This is a genomic window from [Pseudopropionibacterium] massiliense (assembly GCF_900607225.1).
Taxonomy (GTDB): domain Bacteria; phylum Actinomycetota; class Actinomycetes; order Propionibacteriales; family Propionibacteriaceae; genus Arachnia; species Arachnia massiliensis.
Genome location: NZ_LR027842.1, coordinates 554214 through 574033 on the forward strand (window position 1 = coordinate 554214; position 19820 = coordinate 574033).

Annotated in this window: 20 protein-coding genes and 2 pseudogenes; 11 read left to right on the plus strand and 11 right to left on the minus strand. The window is 67.5% G+C overall.

Features of this window, described 5'->3' with window-relative positions:
* Nucleotide 1 precedes the first annotated feature (1 nt).
* Nucleotides 2-985, minus strand: coding sequence for an ABC transporter ATP-binding protein (locus E0E39_RS02270; protein WP_130873294.1), 984 nt, complete (start codon nt 983-985; stop codon nt 2-4).
* A 106-nt stretch (nt 986-1091) separates the two neighbouring features.
* Here E0E39_RS02270 and E0E39_RS02275 point away from each other — a divergent pair, with 106 nt between their 5' ends.
* The 4 genes from E0E39_RS02275 to E0E39_RS02290 all read left to right on the plus strand — a co-directional run bounded on the left by E0E39_RS02275 (nt 1092) and on the right by E0E39_RS02290 (nt 4896).
* The gene (locus tag E0E39_RS02275) at nt 1092-2312 is read left to right on the plus strand and encodes a sensor histidine kinase (RefSeq protein ID WP_130873295.1); all 1221 of its coding nucleotides are present in this window, start codon (nt 1092-1094) and stop codon (nt 2310-2312) included.
* Entirely contained in the window at nt 2309-2986 is a 678-nt protein-coding gene (locus E0E39_RS02280; RefSeq protein WP_245988170.1) for a response regulator, read from the plus strand. Before E0E39_RS02275 ends, E0E39_RS02280 begins: the two co-directional genes overlap by 4 nt.
* 300 nt (nt 2987-3286) lie before the next feature.
* On the plus strand, nt 3287-4330 hold the full coding sequence (locus E0E39_RS02285; protein ID WP_130873296.1) for an aldo/keto reductase: 1044 nt from the start codon (nt 3287-3289) through the stop codon (nt 4328-4330).
* Nucleotides 4331-4614: 284 nt separating this feature from the next.
* The gene (locus E0E39_RS02290; RefSeq protein ID WP_130873297.1) at nt 4615-4896 is read left to right on the plus strand and encodes a type II toxin-antitoxin system RelB/DinJ family antitoxin; all 282 of its coding nucleotides are present in this window, start codon (nt 4615-4617) and stop codon (nt 4894-4896) included.
* A 64-nt stretch (nt 4897-4960) separates the two neighbouring features.
* On the opposite strand, the gene E0E39_RS02295 is transcribed toward E0E39_RS02290, so the two are convergent.
* Nucleotides 4961-5449 carry a flavodoxin family protein gene (locus E0E39_RS02295; protein WP_165444604.1) on the minus strand — a complete coding sequence of 163 codons (489 nt, stop codon included), beginning with the start codon at nt 5447-5449 and terminating at the stop codon, nt 4961-4963.
* 223 nt (nt 5450-5672) lie between these two features.
* Here E0E39_RS02295 and E0E39_RS02300 point away from each other — a divergent pair, with 223 nt between their 5' ends.
* Nucleotides 5673-6941, plus strand: coding sequence for an ATP-binding protein (locus E0E39_RS02300; protein WP_130873299.1), 1269 nt, complete (start codon nt 5673-5675; stop codon nt 6939-6941).
* Nucleotides 6942-6972: 31 nt separating this feature from the next.
* Here E0E39_RS02300 and E0E39_RS02305 read toward each other — a convergent pair whose 3' ends face one another.
* The 5 genes and pseudogenes from E0E39_RS02305 to E0E39_RS02325 all read right to left on the minus strand — a co-directional run bounded on the left by E0E39_RS02305 (nt 6973) and on the right by E0E39_RS02325 (nt 10630).
* A complete protein-coding gene (locus E0E39_RS02305; protein WP_207302387.1) occupies nt 6973-7662 on the minus strand; it encodes a prolyl oligopeptidase family serine peptidase in 690 nt (229 codons plus the stop codon).
* Between the two features lie 49 nt (nt 7663-7711).
* A pseudogene (locus tag E0E39_RS02315) lies at nt 7712-8404 on the minus strand (flavodoxin).
* Nucleotides 8405-8474: 70 nt separating this feature from the next.
* The gene (locus E0E39_RS02320; RefSeq protein WP_342770208.1) at nt 8475-9146 is read right to left on the minus strand and encodes an aldo/keto reductase; all 672 of its coding nucleotides are present in this window, start codon (nt 9144-9146) and stop codon (nt 8475-8477) included.
* 82 nt (nt 9147-9228) lie between these two features.
* A pseudogene (locus E0E39_RS16530) lies at nt 9229-9366 on the minus strand (aldo/keto reductase); the annotation flags it as partial.
* Between the two features lie 154 nt (nt 9367-9520).
* Complete coding sequence (locus E0E39_RS02325) at nt 9521-10630, minus strand: alpha/beta hydrolase (protein WP_165444605.1); 1110 nt, start codon at nt 10628-10630, stop codon at nt 9521-9523.
* A 335-nt stretch (nt 10631-10965) separates the two neighbouring features.
* Between E0E39_RS02325 and E0E39_RS16535 the strand changes: the two genes are divergently transcribed.
* Both E0E39_RS16535 and E0E39_RS02330 read left to right on the plus strand, forming a co-directional pair.
* The gene (locus E0E39_RS16535; protein WP_281275564.1) at nt 10966-11088 is read left to right on the plus strand and encodes a hypothetical protein; all 123 of its coding nucleotides are present in this window, start codon (nt 10966-10968) and stop codon (nt 11086-11088) included.
* Between the two features lie 42 nt (nt 11089-11130).
* On the plus strand, nt 11131-11910 hold the full coding sequence (locus E0E39_RS02330) for a carboxymuconolactone decarboxylase family protein (protein WP_130873303.1): 780 nt from the start codon (nt 11131-11133) through the stop codon (nt 11908-11910).
* A gap of 170 nt (nt 11911-12080) precedes the next feature.
* On the opposite strand, the gene E0E39_RS02335 is transcribed toward E0E39_RS02330, so the two are convergent.
* Entirely contained in the window at nt 12081-12959 is an 879-nt protein-coding gene (locus E0E39_RS02335) for an aldo/keto reductase (RefSeq protein ID WP_130873304.1), read from the minus strand.
* A gap of 32 nt (nt 12960-12991) precedes the next feature.
* Entirely contained in the window at nt 12992-13840 is an 849-nt protein-coding gene (locus E0E39_RS02340) for an aldo/keto reductase (protein WP_165444606.1), read from the minus strand.
* Between the two features lie 86 nt (nt 13841-13926).
* Between E0E39_RS02340 and E0E39_RS02345 the strand changes: the two genes are divergently transcribed.
* From E0E39_RS02345 to coaBC, 4 genes are all read left to right on the plus strand, one after another.
* On the plus strand, nt 13927-14838 hold the full coding sequence (locus tag E0E39_RS02345; protein WP_245988171.1) for a LysR family transcriptional regulator: 912 nt from the start codon (nt 13927-13929) through the stop codon (nt 14836-14838).
* Between the two features lie 300 nt (nt 14839-15138).
* On the plus strand, nt 15139-15900 hold the full coding sequence (locus tag E0E39_RS02350) for an MIP/aquaporin family protein (protein ID WP_130873306.1): 762 nt from the start codon (nt 15139-15141) through the stop codon (nt 15898-15900).
* A gap of 49 nt (nt 15901-15949) precedes the next feature.
* On the plus strand, nt 15950-17473 hold the full coding sequence (gene glpK, locus E0E39_RS02355) for a glycerol kinase GlpK (RefSeq protein ID WP_130873307.1): 1524 nt from the start codon (nt 15950-15952) through the stop codon (nt 17471-17473).
* Between the two features lie 73 nt (nt 17474-17546).
* Nucleotides 17547-18845, plus strand: a complete 1299-nt coding sequence (gene coaBC, locus E0E39_RS02360; RefSeq protein WP_130873308.1) for a bifunctional phosphopantothenoylcysteine decarboxylase/phosphopantothenate--cysteine ligase CoaBC — start codon at nt 17547-17549, stop codon at nt 18843-18845.
* 153 nt (nt 18846-18998) lie between these two features.
* On the opposite strand, the gene E0E39_RS02365 is transcribed toward coaBC, so the two are convergent.
* Complete coding sequence (locus E0E39_RS02365; protein WP_041696657.1) at nt 18999-19427, minus strand: SRPBCC family protein; 429 nt, start codon at nt 19425-19427, stop codon at nt 18999-19001.
* Nucleotides 19424-19732 (minus strand): ArsR/SmtB family transcription factor, encoded by a 309-nt coding sequence (locus E0E39_RS02370; RefSeq protein WP_130875606.1) that lies wholly within the window; start codon nt 19730-19732, stop codon nt 19424-19426. Before E0E39_RS02370 ends, E0E39_RS02365 begins: the two co-directional genes overlap by 4 nt.
* Between the last annotated feature and the right edge of the window lie 88 nt (nt 19733-19820).

The window sequence follows — 19820 nt, forward strand, 5'->3', positions numbered from 1 at the left end:
CTCAGGCCGCCTCGTCCCGCAGGGCCCGCCCGGTGATCTCCAGGAAGACGTCGTTGAGGGTCGGGGGTTCGGAGGTCACCCGGCCGCAGGTCGCGCCTGCCGCGGCCAGTGCCCCCATGACGTCGGAGAGGTTGTGCGCCCCGGGAGAGCACTCGACGAGGACATCCGGCTCCCGGTAGGTGGCGGTGCGCACGTGCTCCAGGCGGCGCAGACCCTCCAGGGTCTCCTCGCCCAGCGGGACCGGGTCCGCGATCTCCACCCGGATGCGCTCACCGGTGCCGATCATGGCCTTGAGTTCGTCGGAGGTGCCGGAGGCGACCTGCCTGCCGCGGTCCATGATGACTATCCGGTCGCACAGCTGCTCCACCTCCTCCATGTAGTGGCTCGTGTAGATGACGGTGGCGCCCCGCTCGTTGAGGCGTCTGATGCCGTCGAGGATCGCGCCCCGGCTCTGCGGGTCGACCGCGACCGTGGGTTCGTCCAGGATGATGAGGTCGGGGCCGTGGGCGATCCCGCAGGCGATGTTGAGGCGGCGCAGCAGACCACCGGAGAGCTTCCTGGGTTTGAACCTCACGAATTTCTCCAGGCCCACGAAGGCGATCGCCTCGTCGACCAGGCGGCGACGGGTGGCGCGGTCGCGCACGTACAGGGCGCAGAAGGCGTTGACGTTCTCCGCCACGGTGAGCTCGTCGAAGACGGCGACGTCCTGGGGTACCACACCGATGCGGCGCTTGAGCCCGTAGGCGGTGGGCGCCATGGGATGGCCGAAGACCCGGATCGACCCCTTGTCGTAGGTGAGCAACTGGAGGATGCAGCTGATCGTCGTCGTCTTGCCCGAACCGTTGGGTCCGAGCAGGCCCAGCACCTGACCGCGCGGAATCCTCAGGGACAGGCCGTCCACCGCGACGAGTTCCCCGTAGCGTTTGACCAGGGACTCGACCTCCACGGCGTGATCCGCGTCCCGGATTCTCCCCTTGGGTTCCATCTCAACTCCTTGCCTCCTGCCGGTGCTTCCCGGCTCACGGTTCCCATGCTCCCGCCGGGCCGGTCGCGGCAGAAGTGCCTGCTGTCATGACCTGGTGCGGGCGGCCATGACATCTGTCACGAGCCTCGTCACGGGCGCCGGGAACGGGGTGCGGGCCGGAGCGCCGGTCATCGCCGATAATCGAGGCGTGAAGGTCCTGGTCGACAAAGGCGTGATCCTGTGCGGCTGCGCCTTGCTGGCCCTGCTCGCCGGTGGGGTGGACGCGGCCGCCGTGATCTGGCTGCTCCTGGCCGTGGCCGCGAGCGGACTGAGCGTGGCGGCCGACCGGCGGCGTTGGATCGTTGCCGTCCCGGCCGGCTACCTCCTGCTCGGAACCCTCGCGACGGCGTCGACATCGGTGGCGGGGGCGCCACTGGCCGCCTACGACCTGGCTCGCCTCGCCGTCCTCGGGACCCGGCGGGAGCGGGTGGTGGCGGCGATTGGCTGCGCACCGTTCCTGGTGGTCGTGGCCGGGCGGGTGCCGGGGACGCCGGTGCTGGCGCTCGCCCTGGTCGCCTGCGCGCTCGCGGCCCTCCTGGCGCTGCGCACCACCCAGGAGGAGACCTCGCGGGCGCGCCTGCACGCGATGCGCGACGACCTACGGGAGAAGGTCCTCGCCCTGCAGGGCGCGAACGCCCGGCTGCTCCGCGCCCAGGACCACGAGCTGCGCGCCGCCGCCCTGTCCGAGCGCACCCGGATCGCCCGCGAGATCCACGACGGCGTCGGGCACGTCCTCACCCGCCTCCTGCTGCAGCTCAAGGCCCTCCAGGTCACCCACCGCGACGAACCGGGCGTCGTCGCCGACCTCGCCGCCCTGGATTCGGGGCTCGGCGAGGCCCTCGACTCCATGCGCCGGTCCGTCCACGCCCTGTCCGACGAGGGCGAGGAGCTGGCCACCTCCCTCAACCTGCTGGGCTCTCGCTGCGGTATCGCCACGGTGAGCGTCGACTGCTCAATCGAGGCGGAGCCCCCGCCTGCGGTGGTGCGCTGCGTCGTCGCCGTGGTGCGCGAGGCCCTCACCAACGCCGCCCGTCACGGCCGGGCCGCCTCCGCCCGCGTGGCGGTCGCCGAATATCCCGCGTTCTGGCAGGTCACGGTCGACAACGACGGCGTCGTCGCGCCCGGGGACGAACCACCCGTGGACGGCGGGAACGCCGGCCTGGGCCTGCGTTCCATGACCGAGCGGGTCGAGGCCCTGGGCGGTAGGGTGCGGATCACACCGCGGCCGCGGTTCACGGTCTTCGCCACGATCCCCAGGGACCCAGCAGGCAGGGAAGGAGAACAGTGAAGGCAGCCACCCCGATGAGGGTTCTCATCGTCGACGACGACGCGCTCGTCGCCCAGGCCCTGACCACGATCCTGTCGGTCGAGGAGGACGTCGACGTCGTCGGCCTGGGAGGTTCGGGGCCCGAGGCCGTCGAGCGGTACCGGGAACTGAAACCCGACATCCTGCTCATGGACATCCAGATGCCCGGCGGCGACGGGCTCAGCGCGGCCGAGCGGATCCTGGCCGAGGACGCAGGAGCGCGCATCGTCTTCCTGACCACCTTCTCCGACGACGAGTACATCGTGCGGGCCCTCAGGATGGGTTCGCGCGGCTACCTCATCAAACAGGACGTCGCCCAGATCGTCCCGGCGCTGCGGTCGGTGATGGCCGGGGTGTGCGTGCTGGAGGGGGAGGTGCTCGAACGCAGCGCCACCATGGGGCTGAGCGGCCGGAGCGATTCGGGGGCGGACCAGGGCCGGGCCCCGAGGAGCACGGCCTTCGCGGCCCTGACCGACCGCGAGTACGAGGTTGTCGAGGCCGTTGCCGAGGGGCTGGACAACGCCGAGGTGGCGGCGCGGCTGTTCATGAGCGAGGGCACGGTGCGCAACCACATCAGTTCGGTCCTGGCCAAGCTGGGCCTGCGCAACCGCACCCAGGTGGCGGTGCTGTACTACCGCTGTGCGCAGACCGGGTAACAGTGGTTCCCGTTGACGTGCCCCACCGGCTCGTGTCACGAGGCGCCGGGGGTCTCATCGACCGGGGTGGGGCGTCGCGTCCGCATGGCGGGGCAGAAAACAACCCCTTGTCCGTGGGCGCCGGGTGAGGTGAGCCAGGGTCTGACAGTGCCCCTCTCAGCAGCCGGGCCGCGGAGGGAGGGGTGGTAGCGTTTCGGACATGCGCTCCGCGCGGCGGGCTGCTTCCACCCGCTGCTTCCGGGGAACGGCCGGTCGCCGTCGCCCGGATGTGAGAGCCGTTGGGACCTGAAAGGACAGGCGATGGAATACACCCGACTCGGCACCACGGACATCACCATTCCCCGGCTGTGCATCGGGGGCATGAGCTTCGGGGAGGTCTTCCCGGACTTCCACCAGTGGGTCATCGACCAGGAGGCCACCCAGGCGGTGATCGCCCGCGCCCTGGAGCTGGGCGTCAATTTCATCGACACCGCCAACGTCTACGCCCACGGCACGAGCGAGGAGTTCATCGGGGCCTCGCTGAAGAACCTCGGTGTCAGGCGCGAGGACGTGGTGCTTGCCTCCAAGGTCTACTTCAACGAGGGGCACCTGTCGAAGGTGGCCATCGAGCGGGAGATCGACGGGACGCTCAAGCGCCTGGGCACCGACCACCTCGACCTCTACATCATCCACCGCTTCGACTACGACACCCCCGTCGAGGAGACCATGGAGACCCTCGACTCCCTCGTGCGCTCCGGGAGGGTGCGGGCCTTGGGTGCGTCGGCCATGTACGCCTACCAGCTGCACACCATGCAGGTGAGCGCCGACGCCCACGGCTGGGCCCGGTTCGCCTCCATGCAGAACCACTACAACCTGCTCTACCGCGAGGACGAACGGGAGATGATCCCCGTGTGCCGCCAGTACGGCATGTCACTGACCCCCTACAGCCCCCTCGCATCCGGGCACCTGACGCGCCCCACCTGGGACTCCGACTCCGTGCGCTCCACCACCGACGCCACCATGCGCGGCAAGTACGACCGCGACCGCGAGACCGACATGCCCATCATCGGGCGCGTCGCCGAACTCGCCGGGCGTCACGGGGTGCCCATGTCCGACGTCGCCCTGGCCTGGTTGTGGGCCAAGGGGGTGGCCGCCCCCATCGTCGGCTGCTCGCGCCCTAGCCGCGTCGACGACGCCGTGCGGGCCCTCGACCTGACGCTCACCGGGGAGGAGGTCGCCTTCCTCGAGGAACCCTACGTCCCCCACGAGCTCGTGGGTCCGCTGGCCCGGCCCGGGGACGCCCCGCTGCCCGGCTCCACCACCGATCGGGTGACGCTCACCGGACAGGACACCCCACAGCGATGACCGCGCGGCCCCGGAACGGCAGAGCATGCCCGGGTGTGCGATAGATGCGCTGCCCAACTGACGTGGTCGCGCAGCAGCCACGTGATGGTTGCAGGTCGTAGTGGCCGAAAATGCGCCAGCTGACTGGCGGCTCCAGGCGACCACGTCGTTCGTCGTCGGTGAAGAAGAGGTTTCGTTTCGCCCAGGCCGGGTGAACCTGGTGAAGGGGCGCGCTGATGTACTGGCGACATCGTGTCCCACCGTGATACGCCGTGCTATCCCCTGTGTCAGGGGAGGAGGGTGCGATGTCAACTGCCATGGAGAATCTCAACGTCAAGATCGACGCCGAGGACAAGCGCCTGTTCGTCGAACTCGTTCATCAGATGGGGACGACCCCCTCCAATGCCATACGCATGTTCGTGCGTGCGTTCAATGACTTCCAGGGATTCCCCTTCGACACCTCCCGCCCTTACCGCATGAGTGCTGAGGCACGGCGCGCCTACGAGGAGACTGACGCAGCAATCGCCGCGGGCACTGCCACGCGCTATCGCAGTGTTGTTGACCTGCGCAAAGACCTGGATCTTTGATGCTCGAGATCGTTGTCTCGAACAAGTGCAGGAAGGCCCTCAAGCGAGCGAAGAAACCCGGAAGTCATTCCGATCCTCGACCGTGACCGGGGCTGTCGCCTCGGTTCCGGGCGATCTGCCGCCGCAGGGCTGGGATGCCGCGGGCGCCGTCGGCGATGCCGAGCAGTGGCATGCGGTACAACTCCGTGAGCCGTTCGATGGTGGTGCGCATGACCTCGGCGACGGCAGGGCCGGGCCCGGAGCCCTGGAAGAAGAAGGCCAGGGGAGTTTCGGCGATCTGCTCGGCGGGCTCGTCGTTCATCCGCTCGATGACGGTCTTGAGGGCACCGGTCATGCCGTGCCAGTAGACCGGCGTACCCCACACGAGCGCGTCCGCCGCGCACATGCGCTCCCAGACCCGGGGCCACTGGTCACCGGGCAGTGAAGAGCCGCGAGAGTGGATGGCGTGATCGATGAGGTGGAGCGTCTCGTAGCCGGTTCCTGCAAGAAGCCTCTCCGCCATGGCGGTCGTGTTGCCGTCACGCTTGGAGGAGGCGTTGACGAACAGAAGCATGAGTGTCCTTTCGACGTGGCCGTCCCAAGGGTAGCTGTTCACCATCGGTCGATGAGCCCATCCGGTGCTCTGCACGGACGTCTCCTGCCAAGCCGGCGGCGGGGGATACCTCTCCCCAGTTCTGCAGATTCCTCACGTCGATCCCTGCAAACTCCTCACTACGGCGCCTGCAGATTCTCTACTAGACTTCCTGCAAGTTCCTCGCTTCACCTAGACTGACGGCATGGACACCGCTGAGGTCACGGGGACCAGTTACCTGCCGCGTGCCATTGATCCGCTGATGACCCGCGTCCTGGAGTCGACCGGGGCGGCCATCCTTGAAGGCCCTCGCGGCTGCGGTAAGACAATGACGGGGTTGGCGCACGCGTCCTCCTATGCCCTGCTTGACACCCCTGAGGCACAGACGGCTGCCGAGATCGATCCGCATGTGCTGCTGGTCGGAGCCAGCCCACGTCTCCTTGACGAGTGGCAGCTCATTCCCCAGATCTGGAACCTCGCACGCAGAGAGGTCGACTTCTCTGCCGAGCACGGGCGCTTCATCCTCACCGGCTCGGCCACCCCGGCCGCCGACCCCATCCGGCACACCGGTGCGGCACGGTTCATCCGAGTCCGGCAGCGCACCATGACCTGGGCGGAGAAGGACAACCGTCTCAACGACGACGGCGTCTCGCTGCGCGCGCTGCTCGACGGGGCCCGCCCGTCGTCGTCCATGTCCACGGCTCCGCTCGACGAGATCATCCGCACCATCCTGCGCCCTGGATTCCCTGGTCTGCTGAACGCTCCATCAGACATCGGGGCACGCAGTATGGAGAGCTACATCAAGGACATCGCAACCACAGACCTCAACCGACTTGCGAACCTGCGCTCCGAGCCCGCAGTCATCGAGCAGCTCATCACGTCACTGGCCCGTTCCACCGCAAGCGATGTCTCCCAGTCGACCCTGCGTCGGGACATATCGCGAACGCTACCCGCACCGTCGGAGGCCACTGTTGCCAAGCTGCTCGAGCTGTTGGAGCGCGTCTTCATCCTTGAGACGATCCAGCCCTGGGCGGTCTCCCTGCGCTCCAAGGCCCGTCTGCGTCGTTCACCCAAGTACCACCTGGCTGACCCGGCGCTGGCCGCGGCCGCATTGCATGCTGACGCCGCCCGCCTTGGCGCAGATCTCGAGACGCTCGGTTTCCTGTTCGAGTCCGCGGTCATCCATGACCTGCTGGTCTACACCGAGGCCTTGGGAGGGCACCTTTACCACTATCGCGACTCCAACGGACACGAGATCGACGCGGTCATCACCATGCCCAATGGAACCTGGGCCGCCATTGAGGTCAAGATCGGTGGCGGGCAGGTACAGCGCGGAGCCCAGAGCCTGGCCTCAGCCATCGCCCAGATCGACATGGCACCTCCCGCATTCAAAGCGGTGATCACCGGGACAGGGTTCAAGGCGACCCTGCCGGATGGCACGATCACATTCCCACTGCACGAGCTTCGACCCTGAAGCCGGCTGGGGCGCCGCGAGTGAGCAAGGATCAGCGGTTGAAGAGCCAGGCCATGACCTCCCGGTCCCGGGCGAACAGGGTGTTGCCGGCGCCGTGCTGGTCGGAGGCGCCGCGCTCGGAGAAGTAGGAGTCCGGTTTGACGTCGAGCACCGCCAACCGCGCCGTCTCATCCGTACCGACACCCCGGGCCTCGTAGAGCGAGACCAGCTGGCGGTGGCTGGTTCGGTCGGGTTCGGCGCCGTAGTACTCGTCGCGTTCTCCTATCACGAAGCGCACGGGCAGCCGAGCATCCGCCACGGCCGCCAGGTCACCGTCCCACCGGGAGGCGCAGTGCAGCACCGCGCAGAACAGGTCGGGGCGTGTGGCGGCCGCGAGCGAGGCCGTCTCGCCGCCTCCCGAATACCCCTCCAGGAACACATGGGTACGGTCGATCGAGTACGTCGCCTCCAGGTATTCCACGAGCGCGATGGTCTGGTCCGCCGAGGTCTGTCCCCAGTCGTTCAGCTGCGGCGCCACGATGATCATGTCGCCGCGATGCGCCGGAGCCTCGAAGGCGAATTCCTCGGTTCGCAGGTTGACGCCCACGCCCTGGAAGTAGAGCCCCTGCCAGCCGGGCAGCGTGACGAACAACGCGTGGGGTGTGGCCGCGTCATACCCGTCCGGAACGCTCAAGTGGAAGTGGATGTCGCCGTGCGCCGACGAGTGCAGCACGTTGTCCATCGTGAACCCGCGATAGGTCTGCGTTCCCGGTGTCGTTGCGTCTCGCGCCTCAGGGGCGAAACTGCCCCGCCCACCGGGCGACCTCCTCGGCGCTCGCGTTCTCCGAGAAACGCATGCCCTCCTGCCACTGCCCCGTGTTGCCTGCCAGCTGGGCGAGTTCGGTGCCGCTGTTGCTGATCGGCGAGGACAGCGACGTGCAGAAGGGAATGACGGTCTTGCCGGTGAAGTCGTTCTGGCGGGCGAAATCCGTCATCACCCAGGAGGCGCTCTGCCATCAGATGGGATAACCGACGAAGATCGTGTCGTGGCGCGCGAAGTCGTCGGGGGCGTTGGCCACGAGCCGGGTGGTGCGCTGATCGGCGTTCTCGTACTCGGTGACGACGCGACTCGAGGTGTCCCGCCAGTTGAGGTCGTTCTCGCTGAAGGGATTCTCCGGTTCGATCACGAAGACACCGGCGCCGAGCGTGTTCGCGATCGTCTCCGCGACGGTTTTCGTGTGACCCTGCGCGGAGTAGTAGGCGACCAGCACGGAACCACCCGCGGAAGGCCGGGCCGATGCGTCGCTCTGCGACGGGGAGGGGGTCGTCGCATCACCACCGGGTGCCGTCGAGCCGCCGGAGGATGGGGAGGTCGTTCCACAGGCGGCGAGCAGGGCTCCTGACGCCGCGGTGGCCAGGAGCGCCGTTCGGGTCAGGAAGGTTCTGCGGGTCGGGGCGACGTGCGGTTTGTCCGGTGTGGTCATGGGTTGCTTTCTCCGATCGCGATGGTTTCTCAGGCAGGGTGGTGGCCGGGGGTGGGGAACCGCCGGTGTGTCAGTAGAGGGCCGCTCCGGACGGGTCGGCCTTGCGGATGCGCTCGCTGACCAGCCAGGCGATCATCGTCGGGTCACGGTGATCGAAGATGCGTGGGAAGGAGCCGTCGTCCAGGGCGGCGAAGGCGGCCATGTCATCGGCGCCCAGTTCGAAGTCGAAGACGTCGAGGTTCTCCTCCATGCGATTGCGGTGCGTGGACTTCGGAATGACGATCACGTCCTGCTGAATCAGGGCACGCAGCGTCACCTGCCCGGCGGTCTTGCCGTACTTCGCGCCGATGGCGGTCAGCACCGGATCGGTGAAGATGCCGTTGCGGCCCTCGGCGAAGGGCACCCAGGCCTTGTGGATGACACCGAGCGAGGTCATGAGCTCGTGCGCCTCGGCGTTCTGGCGGAAGGGATGGGTCTCCACCTGGTTGACCATCGGCGGGACCTCGGTGAGCAGGGCGATGTCCGCCAGACGGTCCGGGTAGAAGTTGGACACGCCGATGGCGCGCAGCTTGCCCGCCCGGTACGCCTCCTCCAGGGCACGGTACGCGCCCGGGTAGTCGGCGATCGGTTGGTGCAGGAGCATCAGGTCGATGTAGTCCGTGCCGAGCAGGCGCAGGGACTCGTCGACGGAGGCGGCGGCGCGGTCGTGGGTGAGGTTGACCGGGGCGATCTTCGTCGTCAGGAAGACGTCCTTCCCGGGCGAGGCCGGAGCTCTTCAGGCCGGCGCCGACTCCCTCCTCGTTGTCGTAGGCCTGGGCGGTGTCGATCAGGCGGTAGCCGACCTCGAGGGCCTCGCGCACGCAGCGCGCGGTCTCCTCCGGCGGGGTCTGGAAGACGCCGTAGCCGAGGACCGGCATCTCGACGCCGTTGGCCAGGGTACGGGTGGGAACGGTGGTGTTCATGGTGTTCGTGGGCTCCTTGGGTGGTGTTGCGGTTCATTCAGGCGCCGGGACGGACGATCGTGCAGGGCCGGACGGATGCCACCGATGACGAGGACACGCGGGAACCGGCATGCGGGTGATTCTTTCGAGTTCGAGGCGTGTTGTGCCCGGACGGTCAGGAGACGGAGAAGGCCCGCTGCATGAAGGCGTCGTACTCCTCGATCCAGCCGCCCTCCGCGCCGAAGCCGTGCGGCCATCCGTCCAGGACGCGGGCGTGGAGGGTCGCGCCGAGCCCCGCCATCACCTTGACCTGCGCCTCGAACTGGTCGTGGAAGGGATCCCGCGTGCCGTAGCAGTAGTAGGTCGGCACGATCCCGGCCAGACGGTCCGGGTTGAGCTCCGCCACCGACAGGCGACCGTAGAAGGAGTAGATCATCGCGGTCGCGGCGGCATCGGCGCTGACCGTATCGAGCTCGTCGGGTGCGTAGCCGGCGTCGAGGGCGGTGGGTGAGGTGGTGCCCGACCAGTTGAGGATGGTCTCACCGCACAGGATCCCGCCGGCGGAGTAACCGCCCAGCGCGATGGTGTGCTGACCGGGCAGGCGGTAGTCGCCGGCGTGGGCGCGCACGAAACGGATGGCGCGTGCCAGGTCACACCCGGCCTCGGCCTGGGTGTAGGGCCGCACCCGGTAGTCGACGACGAAACAGTGGTAGCCGAGTGCGGACAGGCGCTCGGCCGTCGGGTAGCGGAACTGGGTGAACCAGTTCAGGTCGTCGGGTGTCGCCGAGATCTGCACCGGCACGGAGGACTGGCCGGCCTTCCCGCGGCGCGGCTGGTCGACCAGGTAGACACCGTAGCCGCGGCGCAGGAAGAAATCCGACCAGCCCTCGCGCCCGTCGGGGGTGGACTGCCAGCCTGCGGAGGACTGTCCGTAGCCGTGCAGGAAGACCACGCTGTGATTGTTGGCGTCCTGGGGCAGCTGGTAGAAGACGTGGGCGTGGTCCGAGTGGCGGGTCTGCCCGGCCTCGGCCATCTGCCCGTGAACGGGATCGAAGGTGCCGGGGGCCGTCTGGACGGTGCCGCCGACCTGGAAAACACCCTGACGGCTGATGCAGATGGGTTTGTCGCTGCTCCCAGGGGTGGTCCTCGTCGTCGATGGGGCGGGCGCAGGAGTGGCGGCCCGGGCACTGGGGTTTCTGCTCGCGTAGATGTAGATGCCGAGGGCCTGCGCTGCGGCGAGGGCACCGATTCCCCGTCCGAATGCTCGTCGTGTCACGGGTTTCATGTGTTCGTTCATTCCTCGTCGCTGTCGAAGGTTTTGTGAAGCATGGGGGTTCCCGCCGATTCTGTGCTTTCTTCGGGCAGTGCTGTTCCGTGAGGCTTGTTCACAGCCGCTCCGAAGCTGGTTGAGCCCCGGACCGCGACGAAGGAGCAGTCCACATCGAAACCACCAGAGCTCGCCGCAATTCCCAAGGCACGACCACCAGAGGATTGCGCTGGCCGGTGCCCCTGTGAATAACCCTCTGTGCATCAGTCTTCATCGCATTTCCTTTTGTGCAAAATGCAAATACCGGAACTGCTGATGCAGGGAATGCATCAAGAGGAGGAAATGCGGAGCGTATGCGGCTCGAGGGGATCGAGCGCGAGGGCACCATGGGCGCCGCTGCCCGGAAGCTGCACGTCTCGCGGACCGCCGCTGTCGCAGGGGCCGAAGGAACCCTGTCGCCCGGGCGGCAGACGTGACATGCTCGAGGTAAACCGGCCGCACATCGTAAGGAGCCATCCATGGCGCTGACACCCCAGGCACGCGAGACATTCACCAGGCTGTTCGGGGCAGAGCCCCGGCCGCACCCCACGGACCCTGAGCTGTTCGACATCCTCCAGAACGGGATCTTCGACGAGGTCTTCTCCACGGGCGTCCTCACCGACGTCGAACGCGAGCTGCTCACCGTCACCGCTCTGACCGCCATGCAGACCCTCCCGCAGCTCAGGGCCCACGTGGGTGCCGCCCTCAACATCGGCGCCAGCCCCCTGCAGCTGCGCGAGACCATCTACCAGTGCGCCCCCTACATCGGATTCCCCAAGACCCTCAACGCCATCGGTGTGGCCAACGAGGTCTTCGAGGCGCACGGCATCTCCCTGCCCCTGGAGAACGCCGGCACCGTCGACGCCACCGACCCCGGCGCCCGGGAGGAGGCGGGTGCCGCCATCCAGACCCCGCTGTACGGCACCGAGGTCAGGGAGGTCTTCTCCGCCCTGCCCGAGCCCTTCGATGAGTTCGTGCCCCACCTGCTGACCTCCTGGGCGTTCGGCGACTTCGCCACCCGCGGCGGGCTCGACGTCGCCCAGCGCGAGCTCGTCAGTCTCGTGGCCATCGCCGCCATCGGTGCAGCCACCCAGCTGCGCCCGCACGTGGCCGGAGCCATCAAGGCAGGTTCCTCCCGCCAGAAGGTGGCCGCCGCCCTGGTCCAGGTCATGCCCTACATCGGCGGCCCCTACACCCTGTCCGGCCTCGTCCTGGTCGCCAGGTATGACGAGAACGCCTCCTCGGAGGCCTACCGCTAGAAAGAACTGAACCTGGATACCTTCGAGAATCGGGGGAGGTGACGCTGAGGCGCTGCCTCACCGACCCCGGCCACACCATCGGTTGGCACTCGGGGTCGTCGGCGCGAAGGCCCGCCCGCGTATGGCAGGGCGGTGCCTCGCGCCGCGTTCCCGTGACTGGTGGGTGCTCGTCAGTAGAGCGTCCCGCCACCCAGTTGGTTGTTCTTGACGTAGTCACGCAGCAGCCACGTGACGGTTGCGGGGTCGTAGTGGTCGAAGATGCGCGGCAGGGTGCCGTCATCGAGGGCGGCGAAGGCGGCCATGTCGTCGGCGTCCAGTTCGAAGTCGAAGACGTCGAAGTTCTCCTCCATGCGCTCGCGGCGCACCGTCTTGGGGATGACGACGACGCCCTTCTGCATCAGGGCCCGCAGGATCACCTGTCCGGGTTTCTTGCCGTACTTCTCGCCGATGGTGGTCAACACCGGGTTGGCGAAGATGTTGTTCTGCCCCTCGGCGAAGGGAGCCCAGGCCTCGTGGACCACACCGAGTTCGGCCATCACCTCGTGAGCGGCGTCCTGCTGGCGGAAGGGGTGGGTCTCGATCTGGTTGACCGCAGGCGGGATCTCGGCGAGCAGGGCGACGTCGATCAGGCGCTCGGGGTAGAAGTTGGACACCCCGATGGCGCGCAGCTTGCCGGCCCGGTAGGCCTCCTCCATGGCGCGGTAGGCGCCGGGGTAGTCGCCCATGGCCTGGTGCAGGAGCATGAGGTCGATGTAGTCGGTGCCCAGCTTGCGCAGCGACTCGTCGATGGATGCGGCCGCCCGCTCGTGGTTCATGTTGGCCACCCAGATCTTGGAGGTGATGAAGATCTCCTCGCGGGGGATGCCGCTGGCACGCACCCCGGCGCCCACCCCCTCCTCGTTGTCGTAGGCCTGGGCGGTGTCGATCAGGCGGTAACCGACCTCGAGGGCCTCGGCCACACAGCGTTCGGTCTCCTCGGGTGGGGTCTGGAAGACGCCGTAGCCGAGCATGGGCATCTCGACGCCGTTGTTGAGGGTCTTGTGGAGCATTGCGGTGTCCTTCCGGTGGTCGGGTGGGGCGGTCAGGACTGCTTGGAGTAGTCCATGGGGGTGGTGACGAAGGTCGGTGGCTCGTCGGGTATCGCGTAGTAGGGCTTCTGCGGCAGGGCGTTGATGCGGGCCACCTCCTCCTCGGTCAGGGCGAAGTCGAAGATGTCGATGTTGTCGGCCATGTGCTGCGGGTTGAGGGTCTTGGGGAAGGTGACGTTGCCCTCCTGCAGGTGCCAGCGCAGGACGACCTGGGCCGCGGACTTGCCGTACCGGGCGGCGGGTTCCGTGAGGGCGGGTTCGGCCAGGAGAGTCCTGTCGCCGTGCCCGAGCGGGTACCAGGCCTCGAAGACGATGCCGGTGTCCGCCAGCTCGGCCTTGAGGGCGTGCTGGTTCCAGTAGGGGTGGGCCTCGACCTGCAGGACCGCCGGGGCGATCCGGGCGACGTCGAGGATCTCGCGGACCTTCGCGGCCGAGAAGTTGGACAACCCGATGGAACGCATCTTGCCCGCATCCACTGCCTCCTCCATGGCCCTCCAGCCGGAGACGTACTCGCCGTAGGGCTGGTGGAACAGCAGCAGATCGACGTGGTCCAGTCCCAGGCGCTCCAGGGTGGCGTCGATGTCCGTGACGCACCGCTCGTAGGGGTAGGACTGCGGGAAGAGCTTGGATGTGACGAAGAACTCCTCCCTCGGGACCGGACTCTCCCGCACGACCCGACCGACGGCCACCTCGTTGAAGTAGGCGTTGGCCGTGTCGATGTGCCGGTAGCCGGCCGCGATCGCCTCGGGCAGGTGATCCGCGACCTCCGCGGAGGTCATCTGGAAGACGCCGTAGCCCAGGGCCGGGATCGTCAGGGTGTTGTTCATCGTGAAGGACTGCAACGGGGGCTCCTGTGGTGATGGTTCTCTGCCTGGCATCAATCCTCGTCGGAAATCCGGTTTTGTAAATGCGGATACCGGATCGGTTGATGCGCACAGCGCATGAACCGGGATGCGGGGCAGGAACGGCCACTGCGGCAGCGCGGAGGGAACTGGGTGTGGAACTGGAGCAGCTGAGACAGCTCGACGCCATCGCGCGCGAGGGCACCATGAGCGCCGCCGCCCGCGTCCTGCATATCTCGCAACCCGCCCTGTCCCGTTCGCTGGGGCGCCTGGAAACCGAGCTCGGCCAGTCGCTGTTCGACCGTGCCGGGCGCCGTCTCGTGCTCAACGATGCCGGTCGCGTCGCCCTCGAACACGCCCGCCAGCTTCTCCGCGACGAACAGATCATGCGCAACGCCCTGGAGGACCAGGCCCGCCGAACCCGCGCGCTGCGCGTCGGAACCGTCGCCCCCGCGCCGCTGTGGCGGCTGACCGCGCTCATGACGGAGCGTTTCCCGGAGCTCGTGCTGACCTCCCGGATGCTCCCCGGAACCGAGGTGGAGGCCGGTGTCCTCGGTGGTGGACTCGATCTCGGCATCACCCTGCGCCCCGTGGCCCAGCCGATGGCGCGTTCGGGCCCGCTCATGGTGGAAAACCTCTCCGTCGTCCTGCCGGTCGGGCACCCGCTGGCCATGAGACGGAGCGTGGGCGCGGCCGAGCTCGACGGTGAGACCTTCCTGCTCCTCGAGGACATCGGGTTCTGGCGTGAGGTGTGCGACGAACACTTCCCGCACTCGGAGTTCATCGTGCAGGAGGACCGCGCCGTGTTCGAGCGGCTCACACACAGCTCGTCGCTTCCCTACTTCGTCACCGATGCCCCCTTCTTCGCTGCCCGTCTCCCCGGCCGCGCGGTGGTGCCGATCCACGACGCCATGGCCCGCGCAACCTTCCACCTGCTGGTTCACGCCGACGGTCGCCGGGAAGCCGTTGACGTCTTCGAGTGGGTGTCTGCCCGGTGAGGCGCAAGGGTGTCCGATCGGGTCATCCGCGGATGCCGGTGGTGGTTTCGACCCAGCGGCTCGCGGGAGGATCCCTCGCATGCCCGTGAGCAGGCCCGACGAATGAGCGAATGGTTCGTGCACTATGCTCAAAAAAACGTGCATGAACGTGCAAGAATCTTGCGTTTTCCCTAGTGAGAGCGCTTGGCTGTGCATGTTCGAGCAGTTCGAACAGCGACGAGGTCCCCCGCCTCGCCACCCCCCCAAGGGCGTCGCCCCGGCGCCGCCCATGACAAAGTAGTCAGAACTGGAGTTCTAGAAATGTTCGCCATCTTCCTGTCGGAAGCAGTCGGTTCGATGTTGCTGATCCTCCTTGGATGCGGCGTGGTCGCCAACACCGCGCTCGCCAGGTCCAAGGGACAAGGAACAGGTTTCCTGTTCGTGAACTGGGGGTGGGGCCTCGCGGTGTTCGTGGGCGTCATCGCCTCCGCCAAGTCCGGTGGCCACCTGAACCCGGCGGTCACCATCGGTCTGCTCGTCAACGACATCGCCCAGGGAAAGCCCGCCATGGACTTCGGCACGGTGATGGCCTACATCGGCGGCCAGTTCGTCGGTTCGCTGATCGGTGCCTTCCTGTGCTGGGTGGCCTACAAGCAGCACTTCGACGAGGAAACCGACCAGGGCGCCAAGCTCGGTGTGTTCTGCACGGCACCCGCCATCCGCAACCCGTTGTTCAACCTCCTCACCGAGATCATCGGCACCTTCGTGCTGGTCTTCGTGGTCATCGCCTCCGGTCTCTACACCACCAACGCCAAGGGCGATGCGGTCAACCTTGGCTGGCTGGGCGCGCTCGGTGTCGCCCTGCTGATCGTCGTCATCGGCACCGGCCTCGGCGGCCCCACCGGATACGCCATCAACCCCACCAGGGACCTGTGCCCCCGCATCATGCACGCCATCCTGCCCATCAAGGACAAGGGCGATTCCGACTGGAGCTACTCCTGGATCCCGGTGGTCGGCCCCATGATCGGCGGCCTGCTGGGTGGCCTGCTGGCGGCCCCGCTGCTGGTCTTCCCGCTGCAGTGACCCATCCGCACCTCGAAAAGATACCGGCGTCTCACGAAGGAGCCATCACATGACAGACACCAAGTACGTGCTCGCCATCGACCAGGGGACCACCTCGTCACGCGCGATCATCTTCGACCACGCAGGCCGCATCGTCTCCGTCGGGCAGAAGGAGCACGAGCAGATCTTCCCCCGCGCGGGCTGGGTGGAGCACAACGCCGTCGAGATCTGGGACAACGTCCGCGAGGTCGTCGCCCAGGCCCTCGCGAAGGCGCAGCTGAACAAGAAGGACCTGGCCGCGGTCGGCATCACCAACCAGCGCGAGACCACCCTCGTGTGGGACAGGAAAACCGGTGAGCCCGTCCACAACGCCATCGTCTGGCAGGACACCCGCACCCAGAAGATCGTCGAAGAACTCGGCGGCGAGGTGGGGGCCGACCGGTACAAGGAGATCGTCGGCCTGCCGTTGGCCACCTACTTCTCCGGGCCGAAGGTCAAGTGGGTCCTCGACAACGTCGAGGGGGCCAGGGAACGCGCCGAGGCCGGTGACCTGGTGATGGGCAACATGGACACCTGGGTGCTGTGGAACCTCACCGGGGGCGTGAAGGGTGGTGTGCACGTCACCGACGTCACCAACGCGTCCCGCACCATGCTGATGAACCTCAAGACCCTCGACTGGGAGCCCTCCATCGCCGCCGACATGGGCATCCCGATGTCGATGCTGCCGGAGATCAGGTCCTCGGCCGAGGTCTACGGCGTGGGTCGCGAGCAGGGGCTCCTGGCGGGTGTCCCGATCGCGGGCATCCTCGGTGACCAGCAGGCAGCGACCTTCGGGCAGGCCTGCTTCGAGAAGGGCATGGCGAAGAACACCTACGGCACCGGCTGCTTCATGCTCATGAACACCGGCGAGGAGATCGTCCCCTCCAAGAACGGCCTGCTGACGACGCTGTGCTACAAGATCGGCGACGCGAGGCCCGTCTATGCGCTGGAGGGTTCCATCGCGGTGACGGGCTCGCTGGTGCAGTGGCTGCGCGACAACCTGCGGATGTTCGACTCCGCCCCCGAGATCGAGGCCCTGGCGGCGACGGTCGACGACAACGGCGGTGCCTACATCGTGCCCGCGTTCTCGGGTCTGTTCGCCCCCTACTGGCGGGCCGACGCCCGCGGCGCGCTGGTGGGGCTCACCCGCTACGTCAACCGCGGCCACATCGCCCGCGCCGTCCTGGAGGCCACGGCCTTCCAGACCCGTGAGGTCCTCGATGCCATGGAGGCCGACTCGGGTGTGAAGCTGACCGAGCTGAAGGTCGACGGCGGCATGACCGCCAACGAAACCCTCATGCAGTTCCAGGCCGACCAGCTCGGTGTCGACGTGGTGCGTCCCGTCGTCGCGGAGACCACGGCGCTCGGCGCGGCCTACGCGGCGGGCATCGCCGTCGGGTTCTGGGGCGGTGAGCAGGACGTCATCGACAACTGGGCCGAGGACAAGCGCTGGGGCCCGGAGATGGACGGGGCCGAACGCGACCGCCTGTACCGCAACTGGAAGAAGGCCGTCACCAAGACCTTCGACTGGGTCGACGACGACGTCGTGGAGTGAACCGATGATCGAACCGGGCCGCGGGGAAACCCGCGGCCCGGTTCCGTGCCCGGGGACGTGGGATCATGGCCTCATGTCAGAGACACCCGAGCCCACACCGGCCAGGCCGCGACGCATTGTCGTCGGGGTTTCCGGTTCCATCGCCGCATACAAGGCTCCCTTCGTCATCAGAGCACTTCGGGAGGCCGGGCACGAGGTCAAGACGGTGCCCACCGAGGCGGCGCTGCGGTTCATCGGCGCCCCAGCGCTGGCGGCCGTCTCCGGGGGGCCGGTGTCGTCGGGGGTCTTCGACGACCCCGCCGCCGTCGAGCACGTCGCGGTGGGGGAGTGGGCGGAGCTCGTGGTGGTCGCGCCCGCGTCGGCGGATCTGCTGGCCCGTATCGCCGCGGGGCGGGCCGACGACCTGCTCACCGCGACGATCCTCACCACCACCGCGCCCGTGATGCTGGCCCCCGCCATGCACACCCAGATGTGGCTCAACCCGGCCACCCAGGAGAACGTCGCGACGCTGCGCCGCCGGGGGCTGACCGTGCTCACCCCCGACTCCGGGCGCCTGACCGGCAGGGACTCCGGGATCGGAAGGCTTCCCGATCCCGACCGGATCGTCACCGAGGCCCTGGCCGTGCTGGAGGCCTCCGAGGCCGGGAGCAGGCCCAACGGCCTGGAGGGGCGGCGAGTGGTGGTCTCGGCGGGCGGAACCCGGGAACCGATCGACCCGGTGCGTTTCCTCGGGAACCGTTCCTCCGGGCGGCAGGGTTGCGCCATCGCTCGGGCCGCAGCGATCCGTGGGGCGCGCGTCGCGCTCGCCGCGGCGCACGTCGATCCCGGCGTCCTGGCGCAGCTGCCGGCTTCCGTCGAGGTGATCCCGGTGAACACGGCTCTGGAACTCAACGACGTCGTGCGGCACCTCTGCACGGACGCCGACGCCGTCGTCATGGCTGCTGCGGTCGCGGACTACCGGCCCGCCACCGTGTCGGCCGCGAAGATCAAGAAACACGGCCTGGATGACGACGAGACGGGGCCCGTCCCGCCGCCCGTGATCACCCTGGTGGAGAACCCCGACATCCTGGCCGGGCTGGTCGCCGACCCACCCCGGGGCGAAAACGGACGAACCCTCGTGGTCGGGTTCGCGGCCGAGACCGGCGACGAGGATGGTGACGTGCTGAGCCACGGGGTCGCGAAGGCGTGGCGGAAGGGCGCCGACCTGTTGGCCGTCAACGCCGTCGGCCCCGCTCTCGGGTTCGGTGACGTGCCCAATGCGGTCGTGGTCCTGGACGCCCAGGGCCGCGAGGTGATCCGGGCCTCCGGCAGCAAGGACGACGTGGCCAGGGCGCTGGTGGGCCTCATCGCCGAACGCCTGGAAAACAACTGATCACAGTCCCAACCGCGATCGCCCGTCGATCCTGCCCGCGGCTGCGGTGGTCCGCACCGGGGACTTCCTCCATGTTCCCCGGGCCGGGGCCACGCCTGGATCGCCACGGATTCTTGCTACTGGCCGCAAGATCTGTGGCGGTTCATCCGTGCATCACCAGCTCTCCCCGGTTTCCACAACCGTTTTGAGGCCGCTGAGCACGAACATCCAGGCTGCCCCGACGTTCTTGGCCGTGTTCGGGGAACTATCGAGGCGGTCATGGATCACGGTGAGACAGCAGTGGCCGCCTTCTTGGGGCTCGATGAGCCAGGTGACACGGCTGGCAGGTTCGTCCACCGAAGGTGGGTGATAGAGCGAACGCCAGGTGATCACGAATCTGTGGTTGGGATCCGATTCCAGTACCTCCCCGTCGACCAGGGGGGCGTCGGTCGAGCGATAAACGCATGGTGAGCCGGGTTGCGTGGTCGTGTCGATGCTGGATCCAAAGAAGTAGCGACGGGTGAATTCGGGTTTCGTGATGGCCTCCCAGATTGCCTCGGGAGCGGCCTTGATGAAGATGCGGTGCACCTGTGTGGATGTCATGAATCCTCCAGCTCTTGTTTCAACTCCACCAGGATGGATGCCTGGTGGGCGGTGTACTTGTCGATCCAGCGGGCGTGGATCTGTTGGATAGGAACAGGATTGAGAAAATGCCGTTTAACGCGACCGTCGCGTTGCGTGGTTATCAGACCTGCTTCTTCCAGGATGTGCAGGTGTTTTGCGATGCCGAATCGTGTCATCTCGAAGTCCTTTTCCAGATCCGTCTGGGTTAGGCCTCCCTCGGTGAACAGCCGGTCGAGCAGTGCGCGCCTCGTGGGGTCCGCCAAGGCCTTGAAAACCTCATCCATGTCCACCCCGAGAAAATATGTGACTTAATGGTCACATGTCAAGAGGAGGGCGTGAAGGTTGTGGATCCGCTTGCCTTCTCGTCGTTCG